Source organism: Methanomicrobiales archaeon (assembly GCA_030019205.1).
In the GTDB taxonomy this organism is placed as follows: Archaea; Halobacteriota; Methanomicrobia; order Methanomicrobiales; family JACTUA01; genus JASEFH01.
Window position 1 is genome coordinate 1 of record JASEFH010000027.1, and the last position, 19380, is coordinate 19380.

Below are 19380 nucleotides of genomic sequence, written 5' to 3' on the forward strand. Positions count from 1 at the left end.
AATTGGTGTTGGATACAGGGCAATTTCAATTTTACAGAATTATCGGGACACTACCGAAATTAATGAGAATAGTTGAAGAAAAGGGATAATTGGGGGAAAAAGAATTATAGAAGCAACAGAATAAAGATCACCTGGTTTAAGGACAATTTTAGCACAATTTTCGTAACTATTATATATAATATATTATACCATATAACAAAATTAAAAATGCTTTTATGGTATAATATGAGATTATCTCACTTGATAAAATGGGAGACGATGAATACAGGTTCATTGTCCAAGGCACTGAGCGGATTGTAATAGACGGAACAATATATGAGATAGAAAATGCCGAGCATATATTTGTTGGAGGAAAGGAATATATCCTTATTGGAAACGACTATTACGAATTAAACCGAAACACAGAGTATCAAATCGAAGAATATCAGGAAGGCGGCAATCTCTTTGCCAAGATTGGTAAAGTTTTACTGATTCTTTGTATTATAGCAGTAGTGTATCATGCCTTTACCATAGACTTCGTCGATTCTTCCCCGAAAGGGCAAATATCTTCTACATCTTCTGGGGCATCTATATCGAATACTCAAATTGCCCCGAAAGTGACTACATCTGCTCCCACGGTGACTGCTGCTCCAGATACCAGTATACAAAGTAGGGCAACCCAAGTTGCTGAAGCGATGGATTACACCAATCCTACAACTCGTGACTTCGCATTGACTCTTATCGATCCGTCACATGGAGGAGAATATAACATCGCTCAAATATGCGACATGTGGGAGAGGATCTACCGTGACTGGACATACGTTAACGATCCCAAAGGGAGTCTGTATTATTCCCCAGCTAGCAGGACAATCAATATAGGATTAAAGGGAGATTGCGACGATTTCGCGATAGTGACAGCATCTGTTGTTATGGCAATAGGCGGTTCGGCACGAGTTGTATTAGCTTATAATACCGATTCGGCTGGGCATGCTTATGCTGAGGTGTATCTTGGCTCAACTAAGGATAAAGTACAATCAGCCGCTAACTACATATGCAAACGATATCGGTGTACCAGTATTGCATATCATACTTCATACAAGAAAGACGGGACTCCAATGTATTGGTTGAACTTAGATTGGAGTGCAAAACATCCTGGAGGGCCGTTCTATAAGAACGATGGCGAAACGTACGTGGTATATCCCAATAAGTATTGGGAGAGGGTACAATGACGAGCAGTTCACATTTTTCAGCGATCTTAGTGTTTACTAGGCACAGTTTTGGTTGGACATAAAGGAGAAATTATCTTTGGGGTGAAGATTTTTTATGGGAAAATTCGAGATATTGCTTCTCTTAATAAGAGGATTCTTCAAAGCTTTTGGAGGTTGGTATGCACAACAGCATCCATTCTTTCAGATTGTAATTGTCGTGATGATACTGGGGATATTCCTCTGGTTGTTTGGTGACTCTATAGAAAGAGCATATAGGAAAATTTTCCGTTGATATCGGCGAAATGGAGGGGGGACGGGTTGTTTGCGTGATTAATATCATGCCTATGAGCGCCTGAAGCGGTCGAAAGGATCTTCGAAAATCCGATTCTCGGAGGTCGTCACGAAATACGCCCCTGCGAAGAAGAGACGCTTCGAGATCATCCGGGAGATGGGTTCGGAGATTGCCGACGCCATCGCGAGAGCATCCAGGGAGGTGAGGGAGCAAGGCTGCGGGCGTACAATAGATACCGAATCTCTCCTGACATCGCGTTTCTCGCCGACCCCCATCGACCATACCCCGCTACCCTGACGAAGCTCTTTCGATCCGGAGGGTGGGCGATGAACTCGCGAAAATATGCACTGCGTCGTGGAAGAGGTCGTGGATTCGGCGAACCGCGCCCGCCCAGAAGGCTCTGTCCTCTCCGACCGCGATGGGATGGGAAGGATACGGGCGAAGAGTCAGGCAATATGATTGGATTCAGGGCTCCGGATCCCCGGCGCGACGGTCAGTAGACCCGATAGACGTGCTCCCCGAGCTCGGTACCGAACCTCGGGTGTTTTTGTGCTCAGTGCTGCAGGGGTCAACCTTCGATCGGTCGGTCGAGAGGATCTCCGCCCGAAACATTTCAATAATGCAGAATTAGACCAGAACTACCGATAAGGTTCTAAAAAATTGTATCCCCATTAGATAAAAATGACGATATTTATATATTCCTCAAAAATTTTCGATATCTGCTATAGTATGGGTTAAAGCGTCCGGTATGCCATCCGACACCCTCTCGTTTCAGCGTGTGGTAGAGCAGAAATCCCCCTCCCCACTCCTGCTGAAGGGTGTCACCCCCGTGCGGGATCGGGAGGAGACGACGAACGGGGGCATGGTATTAGAATGTCGATACACTGTTACAGAATGAAAACGAGCGGGTTTTTACCGGGCATCGCCTTTTCAGCCCTTCTGCTGGTATGCGCCGGTGTCGGACCGGTGTCCGCATTGACTTGGGACATCCAGACCATGGATACGGAGGGAGATGCCGGAGTGTTTACCTCCCTGGCGATGGACGGCGACGACAATCCCCGCATCAGCAACTCCGATGGGACGTATAGCGTACTTCAGTACGCTGCCTGGACCGGGTCAGCCTGGGATATTGAGTTCGTGAGTGGGGAGAGGAATGTCTCCTATACATCCCTGGAGCTCGACAGCAGCGGCTATTCCCGCATCGCCTACTACGAGTATATGGATGGGGACCTGAAGTATGCAGTGTGGAATGGATCGGCATGGGATAGAACCAGATGGGCAACGCCGCCCTCCCTGTTCGGCTGTCCCTGCGGCTCGCGATGCTGGCGAGAAGCTGGTGAGGGGGAAAACCGGAAAAACACTATACGGGGGGCGTGATTGCCCCGCAATCCGCATCGTCCGCATTATCCAGGACCGATCCTCATCCCCTTCTGCCCGCTCCGGTCATCGGAGCAATCCTCTGAGGAGATCGTCCCGAGAGGGGTCCAGGGGTCCGGTTGGCATTCGGGGGACCCCCGGGCTTCTCCCGACAGCCCTTTCTGCATCTCCGCGCCGGGGAGGGGAGGGAGATCGGTCTGCCGCAGGATGTCCACGATCTCATTGGCTAAATTTTGTTCCATATGGAACAAAAATGTTCCAATGAGGGATATGGGCGATACGGAACCATGGTGATGCCCGTACGATGGAGAAGGACCCGCACGGGAATTCGGTGCTGAAGATCCGCTCGCTATGCGATCAGCGGAAAGAAGATAAAGGAGTATTTTCCGGTCCGAACCCTGCAGCACAGGCGTCGGCATGGACCGCACATACGTGCGGATCCAGGATATGTTCGCGAACGTATCTCCGCACACAATTTGCATCATATGCTGGTATGAAACCTGCCGTGTAGATTCCTGGGAGAGTAACCTTCGGATAGAACCGGATTGGTTGGCTGTGATTGCGGGAGGTACCCGACAGGTAACGGTTCGGAATCGGCGGACAGACACCGTGCTCTAGGCGCGTGCACAAGGGAAGGCAAAGTCCGTGGAGGGTTTTGGTAAAAGCAACCACTCCAGCAGGATACAGTTGCGGAAGTGTATCCTGAAGAACAGGTCATGCGATCCTTGGTTTCATGTTTGCGCTGGCCATATTTGCCTCAGATCATCTGCATCGACGATGTCCTGCAACGTGATTTTTCCCAAAGATGTTTCGGGGATCGAGCGATGGAATGGGCGGACCATGGAGGGCAAGCGTCGAGCCTGCGAGTATCTCTTTAAAAGGAGAATAAGGAATTTTCCCGGATTTTGCTTTGCGTGAAATTCGACTTCTTCATGGAGAACAATGGCCGCCGAGTTCTTAACAGGGTCTTAATAGAATGCTTGCAACCCCTGATAGAATTCTCATCAGAAGACTTCGATTGGTTTAGGAGCATAGTATTTCTGTATTTGCAGGTCTTAACAAACAGGTTCAATGCCGGGACTCCGCACATCAGATACTGCCGAGGGGTACGCAACAGAAGTAGAATCTATTTGAATACTGTATAGGGTAAGGGTATGGGCTAATGGAACCGTCGTGTCAGTGTCACGACAATTGTTTTTACCGATATGTTAGCTCTAGTATCTACTATTTCGACAGGGTCAATACGGTCTATCCTGGATCGTGAGGAATGGCCATTTCCCATGGAATTTCTTATCAAAATACCGATGCAGAATGGTTTCCTAAGCTGATCATGAAGAACCTACCTGAAAGACACAACAGGGTTGATCTGGGAACGGTGTCCAAGAGATAGCATAATTTATGATGCGGTATTGAAATTCGTTTAATAATTATCGAGTGTAAGAGAGAAAGCTATTAAAATACAATGTCGTATTGTAGTATAATCGCCCAATCGCCTACAGATACGGGTTTGTATGCCTCAGGTTAAGACATTTGCCGAACTCAAGGATCGAATTCAAGCAGGCCTCGAGGATAATGATCAGTCTCTGAGCCGCTCTGGGGATACCTATTCCACCCAGCTGAAGGCATACCTAATTGAGAGTAATCTTCCCGTAACAGATGTGACTTGTCCTGTTGGACAATGGGGTGTACTGGACGCTCAGCACTGGTATGCTAATCGTGGCGGTGGTGCTCCGGGCTCTCTATTCTTGGATACTACACGCGAACGAGTCTGGATTCTTTATAGTTTATTAGGCGCTGGTGAGTCAGATACCATCCTGAATAAATGGATCACCGATGTACACGGTTTAGATCGCTGCTGGCTGTCCAGGAATCAAATGCTTCATCTGGCAAAGGTTGAAGGATGGCATCAAAAAGGGCTCGGATTAAAATTTTCAGACGGCTTATCCCCCGAAGAAGATGCAGGAAATTTTAGTTTGAAGGCCTGGTATGGAGCCAATCAACACCTTCAGGGTATTGATGATATCCTCAACCGAGCCAAAGAGCAATTTGCGATCTATAGCTCTCGATGGCAAAAAATCGAGAACGGAACGGTGCGAATATCTGCGGAATGGTACAGCAATGGAAAGGTGACTATCAACAAAGCCGAAGATGTGGATGAGGTCTTCTTATTTGTCTCCGAGATGGCGAATCGATACGAAGATGCCATACAAGAGGCCACGAATCTCCGCAATAATACTCTTGGCGCTTTTGAACTCAACTTTGCACGACCTATAGACCTTGACGCATTTTCAAAGACGGTATCTATGGGAAAGGGGCGCATGAACCTCTGGCTCGTAGAGGTTGAAGGTGAATCGGACTTTCGCAGGTTCAAGGGTCTCGATCTTCATACGTGGGATCGCATTCTCATGGATGTCGGTCCGGATTATGCATACCTGACTATCCCCAATCAAGGGTGTGTTAATGCAGCTCCGAGGATCGCAACGATCCAGGGGGAGGATAACGCAGGTAAAACCTCTATTTATTTTAATGGGGATGAATTGTTTGCCTGATCTAAAAGATAGAATTGTCCTGTGGCGAAATACTATCCAACTTTTTCACCGTTATAATCGTCCTGATTTTGTTGGGCCGTTTCTTGAGGCAGGATTCCATAGGTATCGTATAGAACCGCATCTTTCATCAAGACACGATGGTCAAGAAAAACATCCTGATATTGTTGCTGTCAGCGATGATGGTTGGGTTCTATTGGAATTAACGGTTAATCAGCACTCAAAGAAAGAGAAGCTCGACTCATACAAGAACATTGACCCCAGAAGTCTTAGTGTATATGGTTTCCCCGTTTTCTCAAAAGCTCCGGATGTCATCAGCAGTCGGATGTCCGCGGTTCACGACGGGGATCACTGCCAGATCCTCGTCAAAGATGTGCTGAGGATATCCAACGACTGTTTTATTGGAAATCTAAAATTGCGGGAATCTTTAGTGAAGAGGGATGGCTCCGATCTCTCGAAATTACCTGACATTCCTGTTACGCTTCTTCCAGAGATGCAAGCATTTGAAATTCGACGTGGTTTAATCGACATTGTGATGCAGTTGTTCAAGGAAAACCACGAAGGAAAAACTGCACACGAGATGGTTAAAGAAGGGTTGGAGCGTTTGTACGATATCATTGGGCAATCAGAAAAACAAGCACTTCGAGATAAAGTAATACATGAGATGGATGTGTTGATGAACAAATATCTGAAGGGTTTTATCGAGCTCAAGGACGGTAAATATCGAGCAACGGAGAAATTCAAACAGCATCCAAGGACACTCTTGAATATCGCTATGAGTTTACAGGAGTGGGCAAATCCAACGCAGAGAACTTTGAGTGATTTTCGAAAATAGTAGAACAGCGCTGTCACTAAATGACAAGCCATCAATGCATTTAACACGCTTCCTTAGGAGGATTATCCTATTCCTCTCATTTCCATTCCCCCGGTTCTGTCCGATTCCCTCGGATAAAGTCCTTCTCCTCTCCCGAATCTCCGTATTTCTGTCATTTTACCCTTCCCTCGGGAGCTACCGCTATGAGGGTTACCGGTACGAAGCTGCCACAGGGTGAACGCTACACAGGAGATCGGATCTTAAGATGGACCCGAGCAGCGGTAGTACTGGCACATGTGCGGCACCCAATATCTCTTGATTTTGTGGCTACCATGAAAGCCCACGATTCTCTATCGGTTTCATAGCAATATCGACCGATTCTTAAAGTAGGTTATCTCTGCATGTTTCCTGCGCTTATCAGGACGGAAGTCAGGCATGGTATAGTTTTTATGATTAGGGATGAAGTTTATCGCAATCCTCGAAATATGATCAGAATTAAAACCCAAACTCCTCACATATTAGGGAATATATCGAGGTTGAGTTTCTCGGCGATTTCTCGGACCTGCTTTGGCACCTCGGTCATCCGTTTCTCCTCCCCATAGACCACGGAATACACCTTGGAGAGTTTCAGAAGCAATCCCTGCGGTGAGAGGTGTGCCGACAGCCCGGCCTGTTTGATCCGATGCAGGATCCGGCAGTAGAGGTAGAGGCAGAGGAACCCGATGAAGACATGGCCGAAGACGGCCGTGGCATCCCGGAGGTAGAGTTTGTCTGCCTGGATCAGGCTCTTGAATGCAGCGAAATGGTTCTCGACCAGATTCCGGGATTGATACATCTGGTAAATCTCCTGCGGATGTGCTATGATCGAGGAGAGGATCAGGACCCGGCCCGCACGCTTCAGCCGCTGGTTCAATGTCTCCCGGTCGATCGCTCCCTCCTCCAACAGGCGGTAGAGGGTCTTCTGCTCTTCCACTGCGAGATCGGCATCTTCGTAGAGGTAGAGCATCAAGCCATCCACCTCACGGCTGCCGGCATGCAGGAGCCGTTTGTGGTAGAAGAAGTGGTCGGTGAGATGGATTCGCGTTCCATACCGGGTGCTGTTGCGGCGCTGGGGGAGGACGAACGGGATCTTCGCCTCAATTAGGATCTGTTCATTCTTCTCTGAAACGAAGCCGCGGTCGAGGACGAGCGTCATCCTGGCGGTATCGATCTCGTCAAGGGATCGAACGAGGGTGGCGACGTCCCGAACCGAGCCCGGCAGGGCGCGGATCATCACAGGAAGGCCGGTATCCGTTGCACTGAAGAGCGCGATGTTGACCTGCGGCAACCAGACACCCTCGGCGTTGTAGCCGAACTCGGCGAGGTTGACCGTATCGGAGTGGGAGTAGATGAAGGAGAGGTCATAGACGAGCTGCTGCGCTGGCGAGGCGAGCTGCCGAAACACGGCCTGTTGGGCCGTGCGGTCGCCGCCGACGGCGGTGAGAACCCGGGCGAGGGTGCGGGGGTCGCAGTCCGCGGAGATGCCCAGGATATTGTCGAGTTTCTCCCAGGCATCCCCGATCCGGGAGAGGGGCGTATACCCGGCGATCCGGGTGAAGGTGAGGGCGACGATCTCCGGCCAGCAGGCGGGGAACGCTTCCCGAAGCATCGGGAGCACCTCGCTGAACTCCTCAGTCATCAGGGCGGCATTCCCGTATTCGCGAACGCTGCGGGGACGTATCGGGATGCTCTGCCCTCTTCTTCCTTTGGCGATGAGCCCGTGGTCTTTTGTGAGTCTGCCCAGGTAGGTGCTGACTTTCCTGGGGGACCTGGTCGTCTTGTCGTAGCTGCTCGTTGACCGATAGACATAGGGCTTACCCTGGATCTCCTTGACTTCCAGACATTTTTCCCCCTTCCGCCGCTGCTCCTCCAGCCATGCCCGAACCCACTCTTCCATATGGTTTAATATTAGGGATTAGAATGATATAGATCTTTCCTTCTGCACCGGGGATTGCTCAAAAGGAGGGCAGAGAATGAAGTATACCCCCTAACTCATGCGGAGTTTAGGTTACCAATAATCTTTTCATCTCGCTATGGACAATACAAAGTGTCCGGAAAGCATCTAAAAAGGGTTATACAGCCTTCTCAACCCTCTTCTTCAGCCCGGACGTGAACGCCTCCATTGAGCTCAGGTTTTTGAAACCGGTGAGGATCACCTTCCCAGACGTGAAGGTGAGGACGGTCCCTGCGTCGCCCCGGTAGATCAGGCCCGGGAACTGTTCGGGTTCATACTCAATCTACTCTGTTTGAGCGCGATGACGAGATATGAGAGTTTAATTTTAATCCAGATAGGGCGTTTAGATTCAAGTAAAAGATTATGTCAAACCCAACCCTTTCATAGCAGCCGTCATGGGATCGCTGTAGAATACCGGATCGACGCGTTCCATAATATCCGCAGAAACGTCAAGGAAGTTTCGTTTATTCTCGATCGGGATAAGTGCCTTTCTGGCCCCGTTGTCCATTGCCATTTGCAATACCTCTGAAAGGCTTGGAAGAGGCTTTATGTTCCCCTGGATGCTCAAATCGCCAAGAATGAGTAATCCAGGCAATGTTTGATGCTTTTTAATGGAGGAGTAAACTGCGATTATGAAAGCAATCCCAACATCAGCAGGAATACGATTGGAGAGAAGATCGATGGCCTCTACGTGGATGTCAGAGGTGTCAAAAATGCTGGCGATTCCCATCTCCACCTTATGGCCCTGAAGGTATGAGAAAGCCCGCTGAATAGATTCTTTCATGCTCCCCTGTATCCCCCCTGCCATTTTGAGTTTCCCTGTGCCTGCAGATAGACTTACTTCAATGCGATAAAGACCCACTCGTCCCCCCTCGCCAACAGATGCTGTATAAACCGATCCAGGGGCCAGCGGGTCGGTGGATATCAGGTTTCTTCCGCCCTCTTCGGGTACGCCAACATAGAATTCTTCACGTGTATTGTTGTCGATGTAGGAGAACGAGGTCTGAGAGTACTCGAAGGAACCCATCTTTTTCAACTGTTCTTTGACTCTTCTTCGGCCCTCCATAGCAACATCGAGCAATTCCGCCAGTTCTTCCTTGGAGAACTCTCCATGGGGATAGATGAGTTTGATGAGGCCGGATACCGTCTTACGGACCGCTTTCACATCACGAGCATTGAGGTGCGATCCCATTGAGAAGTATTTATCGACTGTATCTGTGTAGTTGTGTTTTCTAAGATCCCGCAGGGCTTCTGCAAGATAGTCGACCACGAATCCGTAGTGATCGGTAAAGAAATCCATCCTCATTTTGGGGATTTCCCAACCCGGCAGATAGTAGTGCATTCGATCGATGAAGGCCATATCTTCACGAATGATCTCGGGCATTGGAGCGAATAGGTGAGAAGACCGAACCATGACCTCAACCGGCTGATTTATGTTCCCAAAGAGTGCAATGGATGCATAAGCCGAGAGCGCTTCTTTGCCCCGGGCAAAGGTGCCGGATTCGGCGTAGGTTTTGAGCATTGTGATGATTTCCTTGTGCATCTTCTGGAGATCGGCCACCTCGTCAAACGCAACGACGTCCCAGAGCCCGACCAGCCCTATCTTTCCCGTACTCATGTTATAGAAGAGGTTGGCAACGGTGGTTGGCCCGGTCAGCAGGATGCCATAAGGGGAAATTTCCTGGTAAGCATAAGACTTCCCTGTTCCCCGTGGGCCTAGTTCCACTATGTTGTAGTTGTGCTCGCAGAAGGGGATCAGGCGGACAAGGAGCAAGAGTTTGAGACGCCGGTCGAAATAAGAGGGCTCTAGCCCCATACTCCGAATGAGGAAATCGATCCACTCGTCGGTGCTAAACATCCTGCGTCCTTCGCAGTACTGCTCCAGGTCGAAGGTGGCGAGCTGGATTGGCTCGAGATCTTCTATCCAGAAAGGGCTCTTCTTGCCCCGGGCCTCCTCGTCGTATCTGTGGTTGAGGAGAACCTCGGCCCAGATCCCCCCCATAAGGAGTCGATCATACTTCTGGATGTAGCGTTCGGGGATATGCACGTAATTGTGGCCGAAGTTGACCAGTTCAGCCCAGTATTTGTCCTGATCGGAGACGTATCTGACTTTAACCTTGTCTATGATCATGTGCCGGCCGCGCTCGCGGACATACGACTGTGCTTTCGTGGATTCATCTGGTCGCACGAAGTTGTTTGCGAGAGTTGTATTGACAATGTTCAATCCGGCTTCAATCGCCGCCGGATTATCGGTCGAACAGTATGTCCCGAGGAGGAATTCAAGGACGAACACCGGTACGTTCGCCCCGACCTTCACCTTGCGGACCAGGTCTTTGCGCACCACTTTTCCCGGGAATGCAAGCGTTGCTTTGCGATCCAGATCATCCAGTTCTTCCATGCGTTTCACCTAGAACGTGATGTGTATGGGGATGTTCTCTAGTTTCTTCAGCAGTACTCCGGTCGTTGCGTCGAGGAGATGAACGGAGGCGGATCTACCTGGTTGTATTTCCGGAGGAATGAGAAGCGTTACCGTGTTCGGGTCGATACTCAGTGGATCTTTTTCGCTCATCCTCAACTGGACATCTCCCGTTGCCTGTTCGTACCCATAGAGCGCGCCAAACGGCAGGGAGATCTGATTGCCCTCGCTCCAGATCTCGACACGGATTTTTGGTGGTTGCAGATCAACGAGTTGTGTGGCCTTTCCTTCTATTTTTACCATGCAGACGCGCGTGGTGATGCTGTCGCCTCCCAGTTCGATGGTCAATTGAATGCCGGTGGAAGGTTGCTGTTCATGCGGCGATGATTGAATGGTGAGCACAGGTATGATGTACTCCTGCGGCGAGAGGCCGCCATGGAAATAGGCAAGACCGCCTCCGGCAACCTTGAAGACCCCGATTCCGTACGGGGTGGCGATTTCCAGGTCGCCGCCAAGCCCCAGGTCTGATGCTTTGAAATAGCAATAGGCTTCATTTGCCGCGCCGCCTTTCCCAACCCATACTCTACGGTGCAGGTCAACGGTCTCGCCACCGGGAGAGGGGATCTTCATTGGGTTATCGATCTCTTCTCCGAACAGATACCCGTGATCTGCGGTGACGATGATCGTGGATACACCATATTCGGCAAGGACCCGGAATGATCTTTGCAGGGTGTGGAAGATGTCGTCCATGTATCTCCGGGCCAGATACGGTTCGGCTCTCTCTGCGAATTCATCGATCTCCTGGGAGGTTACGAGGACAAGGTCGGCGTTGCGGATGCCATCTGTGACCGTCTTTTGGGGGTGCAAGAGATCGCTGAGTTTGAGGGAGAGCACTTCGCCCCCTATATGCTCTTTGAGATAGTCCAGTCTTGAGGAGCGATCTTTGAGCACCTTCCCTTCAACTTCGATGGCAAGTTTACCGCCCCCGATCGAGACGAGTGAAGGCTGTACGTCGCCTTTCATCATGAGAGCTGCCATCCCCACTTCAGTGATGGTGGGAACTGTGGCACGTGCCGCATCAAGTGTTGCCACGCTGTTCTTCGAAAACACCTGCAGCAATTCCTGCGCCATTTCGTAACGGAAGGCATCCACGAGGATGTACGCGACCTTGCCCTGTTCCATGGCAGGTGCTACGTACCTGGAGATAATTTCGGTCTGGCGGGGGTAGTCCGGGAGGTCGAATCGTGATTGGGCGAGCTGCTTGACGAATCTGGAGGCGATCTCTCCTCCAAGCTGCGTATAGCGCTGCCGGACTCTTGCATAAAGGTCCCTCACCGATTTTGGCGGTGATGCTGATTCGTACTCGGTGGTTGCGTAGTACTTCTCCACGTAGCGATAGAGCGTATCCAGCCGGTACCAGGGCTGATATCTGTCCGTATAATACGCTGCAATCTCTCCGGCTGTGAAGTTTCGCCCCTTCATCGTGGTTTCGATGGCCTGACCGATGTTGAGAAACGCTGCAATGGTTGCAACCAGGCGCCAGCGTGCTTTTGTGGTCGGCACCATCTCGGCCCAGAACCCCTGTTCCCGCCTCCAGGCAATCTCCTCGAGATCGTCTGTCGATTGGGTCAGAAGCGCCTGCTCGACCAGACTCAAGACTGCTTGATCGATGCCCTGGAATGTGTGGATGTCCTCGATTTGCGAGAGTTCAAGACGACGATCTTCGCCTATGCCGAGCGCCTGCTCGATCTTCCGGGCCCAGGTGACGTAGTTCTTCTGTAGATCGCGGCGCATCTGCCATTCATATACGAGTTGTGCGCATGCCTGCAGATCCTTTGCACTTCGTGCATGTGGAACCCGTGAGAGTGCCTCGGGGACGTAACCATCCAGGCCTGCTATCAATGCACTCATGAGCACATAGCGTGCGAGTTCTCCCCGGCAGGTTTCTGGAGTGTCCCCGCGGATCTCGGCACCGTATTCGGTATGGAGAAATGCCTTCAGGTCGTCTAGGGCGTTTTTTCTGGTGAATTCTTCATCCAGTTCGGGGCGGTTCAGGAAGGAGAGGGTGATGTCCTGGGGGGTCTCAACGCGATAGATGAGGGCGAGAACCTTCTGGTGGCTTGATTTCCGGGCTCGAACCTGTTCGGCAAGGGCATCGAGGTCGGAGAGCGTAAGTTCGTTCCGGTCAACCTTCTTCACGATCTCCTCGAGTTCTGCAGGATCGTCGATGATGCTCTTGAGCGCCTGATTGGCGATGACTGCGAGTCGGGTATTGCGCTGCCAGGGCGTCTGGTGCGGTTTGAGCACGATGCCTGCCGAGGTGTAGGCGACGAGAGCGTTTTCGGTTTCTTCCTCGGAGAGCGGGACGTAGATGAGGAGATCCGGTGGTTCCTCCCGGGTCATGAGCGGCGCGATATCGTGACGCAGTTCAAAGAACGAATCCCGGTATCTCGCCACCGTGCCTCCGGGGATCTCAAGATCCGCTGAAATGTCGCCGTAAATTCTTTCCGGGTCAAACCAGACCACGAGATGGTTGTCCTTCACCTGTTTTACAACCATCTCCCTGATGTATTCACTCACATGCCCCATTGTCTAACTCCTCTTTATCAGTCCTTTCTCGGCGAGCTGCTTCCCGATCGACGACCATGCATACTTTCCTTCGATCAACTCACCCCAGTAGTTCTTTGGCTCGTTCCAGGGCACCAGTTCCCGGAGCGGTGCGATGGTGAGCACCACCCCGTCGTCGTGCTCCGGGATGAGGTTGAGACTTGCGGCCCGCTCCAGCTTCTCGACGAAATCATGGAGTTCGCTGATGAACGCCTCCTGGCCGTCGATCTCCTTCTCCATCTTCTTGACCACGGCTCCGCCGGTGCCGGACTGCTCCCGCTCCTTTCGGAGGTCCTCCAGCCGGCGCTCCTCCATAGCAAGTTTGTCCTTTGCATACCGGAGCGCCTTGTAAAGGGTGTCGCCATCCATCCGCGGATAGTAGATCCAGATGCCGTAGTTCTTCTTCGCCGACTGGAGCAGCCAGTAAATCGGCGCCTTCCGCCGGCTCTTCGAGTAGCGCTTCACGTGGTCGTCCCAGAACCCGCCTGCACTGGGTTTGCGGAAGTAGTCCCGCAAGGATTTGACGCCGAGGATCTCGCAGGCCTCTTTCTCGATGGCATCGGCACGATCGCCCCAGATGAGGGCGAGCACGTCCCGGATGCGGGCGATGATGTCATCGGGATGCCCCTCGTCATCGACGAGGATGCCGTCGGCATCGACCTTCAGGGGATAGTCAGGTGGGATCTCGTGCGGTGCGAGTGGCAGGCCGTCCTCGCCCTGTAGCATCCCCGGCGAGCAGGCGGGAAGGGGGGCGAAGGGATCGGGAAGCTCAGGAGGTTGTCGCTCGCCGGTGGCGTAGCGGATGTCCCAGCGGCCGAAGATGGTGCCGATGGTGTAGGAGAGGAGGTCGGCGGTGAGGGCGGGTGGAGCGGTGGGCGGGGCGTTGATCGGCGCAGGGCGATCACAGAACGCTTCTTCGATTGCTTTTCTGTCCTTGTCGTTGATGCCGTAGAGATCGAAAGCAATAGTGTCAATCTGGTGCTGTATCTCTCCTGCGTCAACAGATACTTTCGATATTTCAGTATTGAACAATGATACATACTCTGTTAACGTTCTGTTCCTGTTAGGGGTCACCATGGATGGTAGGACGAATGGGCGAGTTGTTTCATCATTCCTGTCAATATGTCGTTTCAAATCGACAATCTGGAGTGTAAGACTTTCCAGTTCTCTATAAGCAGGTTGGGATATGGGGGGAAGGGGAGTTCGCTGAATAACCCCTACTTCATAAGATCCAAAGGCCATCTGAAGAGAGAGGAGCGATGAAAAAACAATTGAATTCGATATGCTGAGATAAACTGCCAAATTATCTCCATTTCCCGATGCGACTGGACCTTTATGACCGAAGATTGCACCTGCGGGGAACTGTCTCATATTGAAACCGAGTTGGGTCCTCAGTGACCATGTCAACCCAGGCCGGAAATAATAATCGGTATTTTGCGGGCGTGAGTACTGTTTCCCTGTCTCCGGATTTATGTAGCTTTTAATTTCTTCCCCGTCATTTCCCCAATTCACCACGAGGTGTATGTCTGCATAGTATGGTGAGTATTCTCCACCCTTCGCGAAAGGCACCCATTTCTTCCCGGCAAAGGTTTGCGCCCTGAATTCATCTGGTGTCGTCTCCGATGTCCCGCTGACGGTGCGGGTAGGGTCCACCTCCCACCATGCCCGGACAAAGCGGAAATCGTCGGCGGTGGCAAGACCCTGTTTGATCGTCCTCCCATTACCCTCGAAGGGGGGCAGATCCGCGAAGAGCTGCCGAATACGGTCAGAGACCCAGTAGGCGAACGGTGATCCCGGAACCATGGAGAACTTTTCTGGAGCGACAGGGAAGACTCCAGAGGATTCCTCTCCACTCCTCAAAGCACTGACTGAGTTCGCAAGCGCTGCTCCCTTATCCTTGTCGGCGAGCAACCGGATGAAGGTGCAATTTGACGTTGTCATCTCTTAACCAGTCCCTTCTCCGCGAGCTGCTTCCCGATCGACGACCATGCATACTTTCCTTCGATCAACTCACCCCAGTAGTTCTTTGGCTCGTTCCAGGGCACCAGTTCCCGGAGCGGTGCGATGGTGAGCACCACCCCGTCGTCGTGCTCCGGGATGAGGTTGAGACTTGCGGCCCGCTCCAGCTTCTCGACGAAATCATGGAGTTCGCTGATGAACGCCTCCTGGCCGTCGATCTCCTTCTCCATCTTCTTGACCACGGCTCCGCCGGTGCCGGACTGCTCCCGCTCCTTTCGGAGGTCCTCCAGCCGGCGCTCCTCCATAGCAAGTTTGTCCTTTGCATACCGGAGCGCCTTGTAAAGGGTGTCGCCATCCATCCGCGGATAGTAGATCCAGATGCCGTAGTTCTTCTTCGCCGACTGGAGCAGCCAGTAAATCGGCGCCTTCCGCCGGCTCTTCGAGTAGCGCTTCACGTGGTCGTCCCAGAACCCGCCTGCACTGGGTTTGCGGAAGTAGTCCCGCAAGGATTTGACGCCGAGGATCTCGCAGGCCTCTTTCTCGATGGCATCGGCACGATCGCCCCAGATGAGGGCGAGCACGTCCCGGATGCGGGCGATGATGTCATCGGGATGCCCCTCATCATCGACGAGGATGCCGTCGGGATCGACCTTCAGGGGATAGTCCGGTGGGATCTCGTGCGGGTCGAGCGGCAGGCCGTCGTCACCCTGTAGCATCCCGGGAGAGCAGGCGGGAAGGGGGGCGAAAGGATCGGGGAGTTCGGGCGGTTCCCGTTCGCCGGTGGCGTAGCGGACGTCCCAGCGGCCGAAGATGGTACCTAGAGAGTATGAAAGAAAATCTGCAGCAATACATCGCACGTTTGGTTGAGGCGCATTTATAGGAGATGGACGATTAGAAGAGGCCTTTCTTATCAAGTTTTTATCTGAATCACAAAGACCATAAGTATTGAATGAGATTTCATCGATTTGGTTTTGGATAATATTTCCTTCATTTATCGAGTTGTTGATAAACAATGCCCATTGGTCAACCGTTTTTGTAATACTTTCATTCTTGCATTGTATGTATGGGGGATAATTGAATAAATGGTTCAATTCATTTGTTTTTTCAATTTCCCTTTTAATCTTGAGAATCTGAGTGATTAAACAGGTCAAATGAATTTTTTGATTGACGTTAATTTCAGGCATTGGTGTTTTTTGGATGATACCAACTTCATAGGATCTAGCAGCGGCATCAGCCGCTGCAACCTGAAGGTTTATTAAATAAGAGTATGCCGATGATTGTGCTAAGCCAATCGATGGTGACAATTCAGCGATATCGTTGATAAAGCATACGGGGCCTTTATCTCCAAATATAACGCCAGAATTTAGTAGCCGTATGCTGATACCACTTGTTGTCCTACGTGGCCATGTCAGCCCCGGCCTGAAAAACAAATTTTCTTCTGTATCTCTTAGCATCCAGACGTTTGAGTATGGACGACCTGAATCTGGGTTTATTCGATTTTTAATCTCTTGGCCAGCATTGCTCCAATTCACCACGAGGTGCACATCTGCATAATATGGTGAATACTCTCCTCCCTTTGCAAACGGCACCCACTTCTTCCCGGAAAAGGTCTGCGCCCTGAACTCTTCGGGTGTTGTCTCCGGTGTCCCGCTGACGAGCCGGGCGGGAGCCACCTCCCACCATGCCCGGACAAAGCGAAAATCGTCGCTTGTTTGAAGGCCAACCCTAACATTTCTTTCATCGTTTTCGAAGGGTGGCAAATCCATGAAGAGCCGCCTGATCCGGTCGGAGACCCAGTAAGCAAACGGCGACCTCGGGACCATGGAGAATTTTTCCGGATCGATCGAGAAAACAGCGGAGGGCACTTCTCCGTTTTGCAGCGCATCGATCGCATCCCTAAGCGCCACTCCTTTATCCTCGTCGGCGAGCAGCCGGATGAAGGTACAACCCCCACCCATCACAGCGCCTCCAGACAATACGCCGCTGTCTCCACCATCGCAGTATCCAGCACCCCGTAGCCGAGGTCGGCGACCACGACCGGCCGGCACTCCTTCAGCAGAACTTCTTCCCGCCACTTCTGGAACGACGAGAGGAAGAACCCGGTGCGGGACGTGATGGCGCCGAGCCTGCCGCGGGGGACGAGCTTGTCGACCCAGCGCTCCACGAACGCCGCGTAGACGTCGTTCTTTGTCCGCGGATAGGTGCTATCGATGTAGTTCTTCGAGGGTTTGCTCGCGGCCCCGAACGGCGGATTCATCAGGACGACGTCGTACTGCTTCTGGCAGAGTTCGATGAATGCAAAGCCCCGTTCCGCATCCTCTGCGAAGAGTTTGCGCCGGTAGCCTGCACCGTTGGCGGTCCGCCAGGCATAGGCGTGGAGGGCTTCGAGAACCTTCTGCTCCGCCATATCCCAGAACGAGGCATCGGAGATGCCCTTGAACGAGTAGAGCCCAGTCTGCCACTCCCGTTTCTTCTCGACCGGGAAAAGGGTGGTCTGCTCCTCCTTCGGCCGGGTGAGCCACTTCCGTTTTGCCTCTGCGACGATGTCTTTGATCTCCTCCTCGATCTTGAGCAGCGACCCTGCCTCACCGGCGAGCTGCATCTTCTCAAAGATCTCCCGGACGAGCGCACCGAGAAGCGGAGGGTTGAGACCCTGGACGAACTCTTCGAGCATCTTCTTCTCGCCGGGCATCGGCTCGGCGCAGACGATGTTGGCCTTCGTGATCCGGGGGCGGCGCTGCTGATCAAGCCCAAGTTCCTGGAACGAACGCTGGGCGCGGAGCCAGAGGGCAAGGGAGGCGATCTGGGTAGCCCGGAGATCGATATCGATCCCGTGCAGGTTGTGGCGCAGGATCAGGCCCGGGATCTCTGCAAGGAGGGCATCGTGGTCGGGATAGTCCTGTCTGAGTGTTCTCCCCGAACCCGGCCACACCGGCGCCTGTTCGTCCTCCCATGCCTCCCGGTAGATGATTTCCAGAAGATCGTAGCAGTAGAGCAGGAAGTGACCGGACCCGCAGGCAGGATCCAGCACACGGATCTCCCGCGGATCCTTCTTCGCGCGGAAGGAAACCAGTTGTGGCAATCTGAGCAGGGTCTCCTGTGACGCATCGGAGTCCATGCCTGCCCGGATGCGGCGCTTGACCTCCGCCGCGAGGGCTGTGGTTGCCGGGCCGTGCCCGTCCCAGGAATCGTTGAAGCGATTGGCATTTGCCATTGCATGCAGGCAGTCGAGGATATCCTGGGTCTTCCATGATGTGAGATCGACTTCACCGCCTGCTTCGAGAGCAGTCACCGCATCCTTCCACGCCCTGAGCCGGAGATCGTGCGGCCAATCAAATCGGCTGACGGACCAGGCGAGATCCCACGCCGAAGGAAAGGCTGTCGTTTCGCCGTTCGAAAATGCCTGCAGCATCTTTGTCCCTTTCCCACCATCCTCCGCATCGCCCAGGAAGACCTCATCAGGGTAGCGGACGAGATACTCGCACCTCTCGGCGAGGATAGTTTTGCCCTGGCGCATCTCGTACCAGATCCGGCCGAGGGTATTATCGGTCAGGAACTGCACCACATAACGCGGAGTGAAGAACTGGTTGCGAAACGCGAGTTCGTAGGAATTTCTTGGTGCCTGGCTATCCTTTCGAGCCTTATCACGGAGTTCTTTCGGCGTAAAATACTGGTAGATCCATCCTATGGTCTCGTCACTCTCCCAGATCTCAGCAAGCGACTCGGCATTCAATTCCTCCATCACCGCATCGATAACCTGTTGCGGCGGAAAGAGACGGTTCGCCGGATCGGTTGGGGAGAAGAGGACACCAATCTCTTCGTTCAGGCTTGCCCCGAGCCACCCGAGATAGTGACGGTAAGCCACATCCTGCTCACCCGAGGAGTATAACCGCTCGTCCTCCGGATGTTCCGCACAGTAGCGAAGGAACCCGTTCGATCGGATCCCCCTGCTCACCGACTCCCGGATATATCCGCGTGTTTCGAGGATCTTGTAAGCACACAATCGGTTGAGATGAGTGAAGGCCACTTCCCGGACAAGCTGCTCGGCGGCATCCTTCTTTGAGTAACCGGTTGCCTGAATGTGTTCCAGGTGAGCGATAAGATCGTTGCGGAAGCGTTTGTCCTCGGCAGAGAGATGTTCCATTCGATCATGGGGGGTAATCGTTCCTTTCTTGTCGATCCCATATCT

Annotated in this window: 11 protein-coding genes; 5 read left to right on the forward strand and 6 right to left on the reverse strand. The window is 52.3% G+C overall.

Annotated elements, in window-relative coordinates; translation table 11 throughout:
• Positions 1-248 precede the first annotated feature (248 nt).
• From QMC96_11840 to QMC96_11860, 5 genes are all read left to right on the forward strand, one after another.
• Positions 249-1208: a transglutaminase domain-containing protein gene (locus QMC96_11840; GenBank protein ID MDI6877451.1), complete on the forward strand. Its 960-nt coding sequence runs from the start codon at positions 249-251 to the stop codon at positions 1206-1208.
• 94 nt (positions 1209-1302) lie between these two features.
• Complete coding sequence (locus QMC96_11845; protein ID MDI6877452.1) at positions 1303-1479, forward strand: hypothetical protein; 177 nt, start codon at positions 1303-1305, stop codon at positions 1477-1479.
• 894 nt (positions 1480-2373) lie between these two features.
• A complete protein-coding gene (locus QMC96_11850) occupies positions 2374-2856 on the forward strand; it encodes a hypothetical protein (protein ID MDI6877453.1) in 483 nt (160 codons plus the stop codon).
• Positions 2857-4367: 1511 nt separating this feature from the next.
• Positions 4368-5405, forward strand: coding sequence for a hypothetical protein (locus QMC96_11855; GenBank protein ID MDI6877454.1), 1038 nt, complete (start codon positions 4368-4370; stop codon positions 5403-5405).
• Positions 5398-6237: a hypothetical protein gene (locus QMC96_11860; GenBank protein MDI6877455.1), complete on the forward strand. Its 840-nt coding sequence runs from the start codon at positions 5398-5400 to the stop codon at positions 6235-6237. The genes QMC96_11855 and QMC96_11860 overlap by 8 nt, the downstream gene beginning before the upstream one ends.
• A 490-nt stretch (positions 6238-6727) precedes the next feature.
• On the opposite strand, the gene QMC96_11865 is transcribed toward QMC96_11860, so the two are convergent.
• The 6 genes from QMC96_11865 to QMC96_11890 all read right to left on the reverse strand — a co-directional run bounded on the left by QMC96_11865 (position 6728) and on the right by QMC96_11890 (position 19146).
• Positions 6728-8152, reverse strand: coding sequence for a transposase (locus QMC96_11865; protein ID MDI6877456.1), 1425 nt, complete (start codon positions 8150-8152; stop codon positions 6728-6730).
• Positions 8153-8570: 418 nt separating this feature from the next.
• Positions 8571-10607, reverse strand: a complete 2037-nt coding sequence (gene brxL, locus QMC96_11870) for a protease Lon-related BREX system protein BrxL (protein ID MDI6877457.1) — start codon at positions 10605-10607, stop codon at positions 8571-8573.
• A gap of 9 nt (positions 10608-10616) precedes the next feature.
• Positions 10617-13205 (reverse strand): PglZ domain-containing protein, encoded by a 2589-nt coding sequence (locus tag QMC96_11875; protein ID MDI6877458.1) that lies wholly within the window; start codon positions 13203-13205, stop codon positions 10617-10619.
• Between the two features lie 12 nt (positions 13206-13217).
• Entirely contained in the window at positions 13218-14309 is a 1092-nt protein-coding gene (locus QMC96_11880; protein ID MDI6877459.1) for a hypothetical protein, read from the reverse strand.
• Positions 14310-15169: 860 nt separating this feature from the next.
• Positions 15170-17149, reverse strand: a complete 1980-nt coding sequence (locus tag QMC96_11885) for a hypothetical protein (protein MDI6877460.1) — start codon at positions 17147-17149, stop codon at positions 15170-15172.
• Positions 17149-19146 (reverse strand): hypothetical protein, encoded by a 1998-nt coding sequence (locus tag QMC96_11890; protein ID MDI6877461.1) that lies wholly within the window; start codon positions 19144-19146, stop codon positions 17149-17151. The genes QMC96_11885 and QMC96_11890 overlap by 1 nt, the downstream gene beginning before the upstream one ends.
• Positions 19147-19380: the final 234 nt, after the last annotated feature.